Below are 4,007 nucleotides of genomic sequence, written 5' to 3' on the forward strand. Positions count from 1 at the left end.
TCGTCATACATCACCAGTTCGGGATCAAGGGCAATCGCACGCGCCAGCGCTATGCGCCGGGCCATGCCACCCGATACCTCGCTGGGCATCAGGTCACGTGCGCCGCGCAGGCCCACGGCATTGAGTTTCATCAGCACAATGTCGCGGATCAGGGCCTCGGGCAAATCGGTATGCTCGCGCAGCGGAAAGGCCACATTCTCGAACACACTGAGGTCGGCAAACAGCGCCCCAAACTGGAACAACATGCCCATGCGGCGCCGTGCAGCGTAGAGCTGCTGCTGATTCATGGGAGTCACGTCCTGGCCGTCAAACAGCAGCTCGCCAGACTGCGCCCGGTTCTGGCCGCCAATCAAGCGAAGAATGGTCGTCTTGCCCCCGCCGGATGCCCCCATCAGTGCCGTAACCTTGCCACGCGGCACCGACAGCGAGATGTCGTCCAGAATAACGCGCTCCCCGTATCCAAAGGTCAGGTGTCGCAGTTCAACAAGGGATTCGGTAGAAGATGAGGCCATAAAAGACAAAAGCCGGGTTTGTCCGGCTTGCCAATCATAAGGGATTATGCTTTTCAGCGCAGCTGGTTGCTGCAAGCCCACCAGCAATTCGTCAAGGTTGCGCGCAGCCTGGCGGCATTCACACCATTCAAGCCGCCGCCAGACTGCGTTTTGTTAATCCACTCCCTAGCAGCCTGTCGGACTCTGGACTCCTGAATTTCTTTTTTTATATTGCTACCAAAAGCATAGCAACATGTTAAAATTGCACATGTCCCGATAGGTAATTTTTAGCATGTCCAACTTCATACTGACCGACCGTAAAACCGACTACTTGCTGCCCCCGTCGGTAGACGACTGGCTCACGCAAGACCATCTGGCTCGCTTCGTCGTTGAAGTCATCGATGGACTCGACCTCACCAACCTGACACGCCAATACGCGGGTCGTGGCTCCAAGGCACATCACCCAGCGACCTTGCTGGCCATCCTGGTTTATGGCTACTGCACGGGCGTGTTCTCCAGTCGCAAGCTGGAGATGGCAAGCTACGACTCGGTGGCCTTTCGCTACATTGCTGCTGGCAGCCATCCTGACCACGACACCCTGGCCACCTTTCGCAGGCGCTTTATTGATGAACTCGCCGGCCTGTTTGTGCAAGTGCTGGAGATGGCCACCGAGATGAAACTACTCAAGCTTGGCACCGTATGTCTGGAGGGCACCAAGATACACGCCAACGCATCGCGCCACAGTGCGCTCTCGCATGGTCACATCGTCAAACTCGAAGCCCAGCTCAAACGGGAAGTCCAGGAACTGCTGGCTCTTGCTGAACCAGCCGACACGGCCAATATCCCTGACGGCATGAGCCTACCCAAAGAACTCAAGCTGCGCGAAGACCGGCTCGCTGCCATGGCTACTGCCAAGGCCAAGATCGCAGAGCGTGCTGCGGAGCGTTACGCACGCGAGAAGGCTGAGTTTGACGAGAAGAGCGCCAAGCGTGAGGCCAAGGAAAAAGAGACGGGTAAGAAGCCGCGTGGCAAGCCACCCACAGCCCCAGAGCCTGGAGCCAAAGACAGCGATCAGATCAATTTGACGGACGAAGAGTCTCGCATCATGAAGGTCAGTGGCGGCGGTTTCGATCAGTGCTACAACGCTCAGGCGGGTGTCGATACTGCGACGATGTTGATAGTCGCCAACGGACTGACACAGGCGCCCAATGACAAACAACAAGTCGCGCCGATGATTAAAACTCTCCAGACGCAGGCAGCGCTGCTCGGCGATGCAAAGACCCTGATCGCAGACACTGGTTACTGCAGCGAGAAGAATGTAGCGGCTTGTGATGAAGCCGGGATGCAGGCACTGATTGCAGTGGCCCGTCAGGACCACCACCCACACTGGAGCGAGCGTTTTACGGATCCTGCGCCGTTGAAAGCCGACGCCACGTCGATGCAAACCATGGCGCACCGATTGACAACAAAAGCCGGGAGAGCCGCGTACGCCCTTCGTAAGCAAACCGTCGAGCCGGTCTTTGGAATCATCAAATCAGTGATGGGGTTCAGGCAGTTCTCGCTACGTGGATTACGCAAAGTCAGCGGCGAATGGAATCTGGTTTGCTTGGCCTGGAATGTCAAACGCATGGCGGTACTACGTCCAACAGTTGGATGACGGGGAAAATACCGTGAAAAAGATGGGAAACCTTCAAAATCCAGTCCGAAGTGCCTGTTCTTTAAGCAAACTCAAAGCGGGTCAGACTTTTAAATCTCTGTGTCCGACAGGCTGCTAGGGAAGCGCGGATCAAATCAACTTTGATCCGCTCGATGACGTAGCGCATATTTTTTGTTTGCGCTGCGCCGAATCCCGCGATTGTGTTCTCGATCGCGGCCGATTCTTGAGCTTCTTCGCCTCTTTCGAGGCGTTCTTTGGCGCTTTTCGCACCCCTTGGCCCTCTATGGGCGTAATTCTCCCCTGACCATGTACAAATTACTCAAGGCAAACAGCATATTGAGCTGGGCGTCATTCTTGATCAGCCCCTTGTAGCGCGTCTTCTTGTATTTGAAGATGTCCTTGACGACGTGAAACGGGTGCTCCACATACGCCCTGACCTGTGCTTTGAGTTTCTCGTAGGCTTGCGCCATACTCTTTTGCCAGCCGTCCGCCAACTTTGTGAGGGTCCGGCGACGCTTGGCAACATGCCATTGCACGGTTTGCTCATTGGCGGCTAACGCCTTTTGCATGTCCTCTCGTTTTTCCACTCCCACGTAACCCGCGTCGGCCCAGACCGCACTTTCTTGTCCGTGCAACAGCGCCGGGGTCTGGCTGATGTCGCTCACGTTCGCCGCGGTGGTTGTCAAAGTGTGGACCAGGCCTGATTCCTTGTCTACGCCAATGTGCGCCTTCAGGCCGAAGTGCCACTGGTTGCCTTTTTTGGTCTGGTGCATTTCAGGATCGCGGGCATGTTCTTTGTTTTTCGTTGAGCTCGGTGCCGCGATCAAGGTGGCATCCACCAGTGTGCCTTGGGTCATCAAGAGACCACGCTCCATGAGCATGACGTTGATTTCGACCAGCATCGCCTTGGTCAAGTCATGGGCTTCGAGCAGGTGGCGAAACCCCATCAGGGTGGTGGCATCCGGTACGCTGGTGCGGCTCAAATCAATGCCCATGAAGTTGCGCAGAGCCTGCGAGTCGTACACCGCGTCTTCTACTGCTTCATCGGCCAAGCCGTACCACTGCTGCACGAAGTACATGCGCAGCATGCGCTCCAATCCGATCGGCGGGCGCCCACGTTTGCCGCTCTTGGGGTAGTAGGGCTCGATGACTTCCTTCAGTCGGGACCAGGGCACTACTTGCTCCATCTTGCCAAGGAACACCTCACGCCGCGTAATCTTCTTCTTGCCCTCGTATTCGGCAAGGGCGAAACTGATCTGGACTGGTGCGGTGGAGTTCATCTTGGCTTTGCGTTATGGGCTACCCTCCCATAACGTTTGGGCGCCTGCCCAGGTTGGCAAATTTGGTGAATAAATCTGCGTTTCCTTAGATGTACATGGCGTTACTTTGCAATACAAAACCCGCGATCATCTCGTTACTGCCACCTACCGCGTCAATTTCCAAGTATTGAAATCAGACCGTTTCGTGCTGCTCGGCGCTTCCGGCTGCGGCAAGTCGACCCTGTTGAAGGCCGTTGGTGGATACATGATGCCGACCGAAGGCGAAATTCGGCTGAAGGGTGTGCCGGTGCGCGGTCCAGGGCCTGACCGGATGATGGTGTTTCAGGAATTTGACCAGTTGCTTCCCTGGAAGACCGTCAAGGAGAATGTCATGTTCGCCCTCGAAGCCTCTGGCAAGCTGAAGGGGCGTGCGGCGGAAGACAAGGCCATGCAGTACATCGAGAAGGTGAATCTGGCCGATTTCGCCAACAACTATCCGCATACCCTGTCGGGCGGCATGAAGCAGCGTGTCGCGATTGCCCGCGGCATGGCGATGGAGCCGGACGTTCTGCTCATGGACGAGCCGTTCGCCGCGCTCGA

Annotated in this window: 4 protein-coding genes; 2 read left to right on the plus strand and 2 right to left on the minus strand. The window is 56.4% G+C overall.

The features are described from left to right. A partial coding sequence (locus B3V69_RS10910; protein ID WP_296446472.1) for an ABC transporter ATP-binding protein occupies positions 1-512 on the minus strand: 512 nt, incomplete at its 3' end. Between the two features lie 271 nt (positions 513-783). On the opposite strand from B3V69_RS10910, the gene B3V69_RS10915 reads away from it, so the two are divergent. Beyond that, on the plus strand, positions 784-2,148 hold the full coding sequence (locus B3V69_RS10915) for an IS1182 family transposase (protein WP_296446473.1): 1,365 nt from the start codon (positions 784-786) through the stop codon (positions 2,146-2,148). A 281-nt stretch (positions 2,149-2,429) separates the two neighbouring features. Here B3V69_RS10915 and B3V69_RS10920 read toward each other — a convergent pair whose 3' ends face one another. Then, positions 2,430-3,428, minus strand: coding sequence for an IS5 family transposase (locus B3V69_RS10920; protein ID WP_296446474.1), 999 nt, complete (start codon positions 3,426-3,428; stop codon positions 2,430-2,432). Between the two features lie 73 nt (positions 3,429-3,501). Between B3V69_RS10920 and B3V69_RS10925 the strand changes: the two genes are divergently transcribed. Beyond that, the coding region (locus tag B3V69_RS10925; protein WP_296446475.1) for an ABC transporter ATP-binding protein at positions 3,502-4,007 on the plus strand (506 nt) is incomplete at its 3' end.

This window comes from Rhodoferax sp. UBA5149, from assembly GCF_002413825.1.
Classification (GTDB): Bacteria; Pseudomonadota; Gammaproteobacteria; order Burkholderiales; family Burkholderiaceae_C; genus Rhodoferax.

What these genes read in the sequence shown, in the direction of transcription:
- B3V69_RS10915 (WP_296446473.1), top strand. Translation starts at nt 784, where the DNA reads ATGTCCAACTTCATACTGACCGACCGTAAAACCGACTACTTGCTGCCC.
- B3V69_RS10920 (WP_296446474.1), bottom strand. Translation starts at nt 3,428, where the DNA reads ATGAACTCCACCGCACCAGTCCAGATCAGTTTCGCCCTTGCCGAATAC.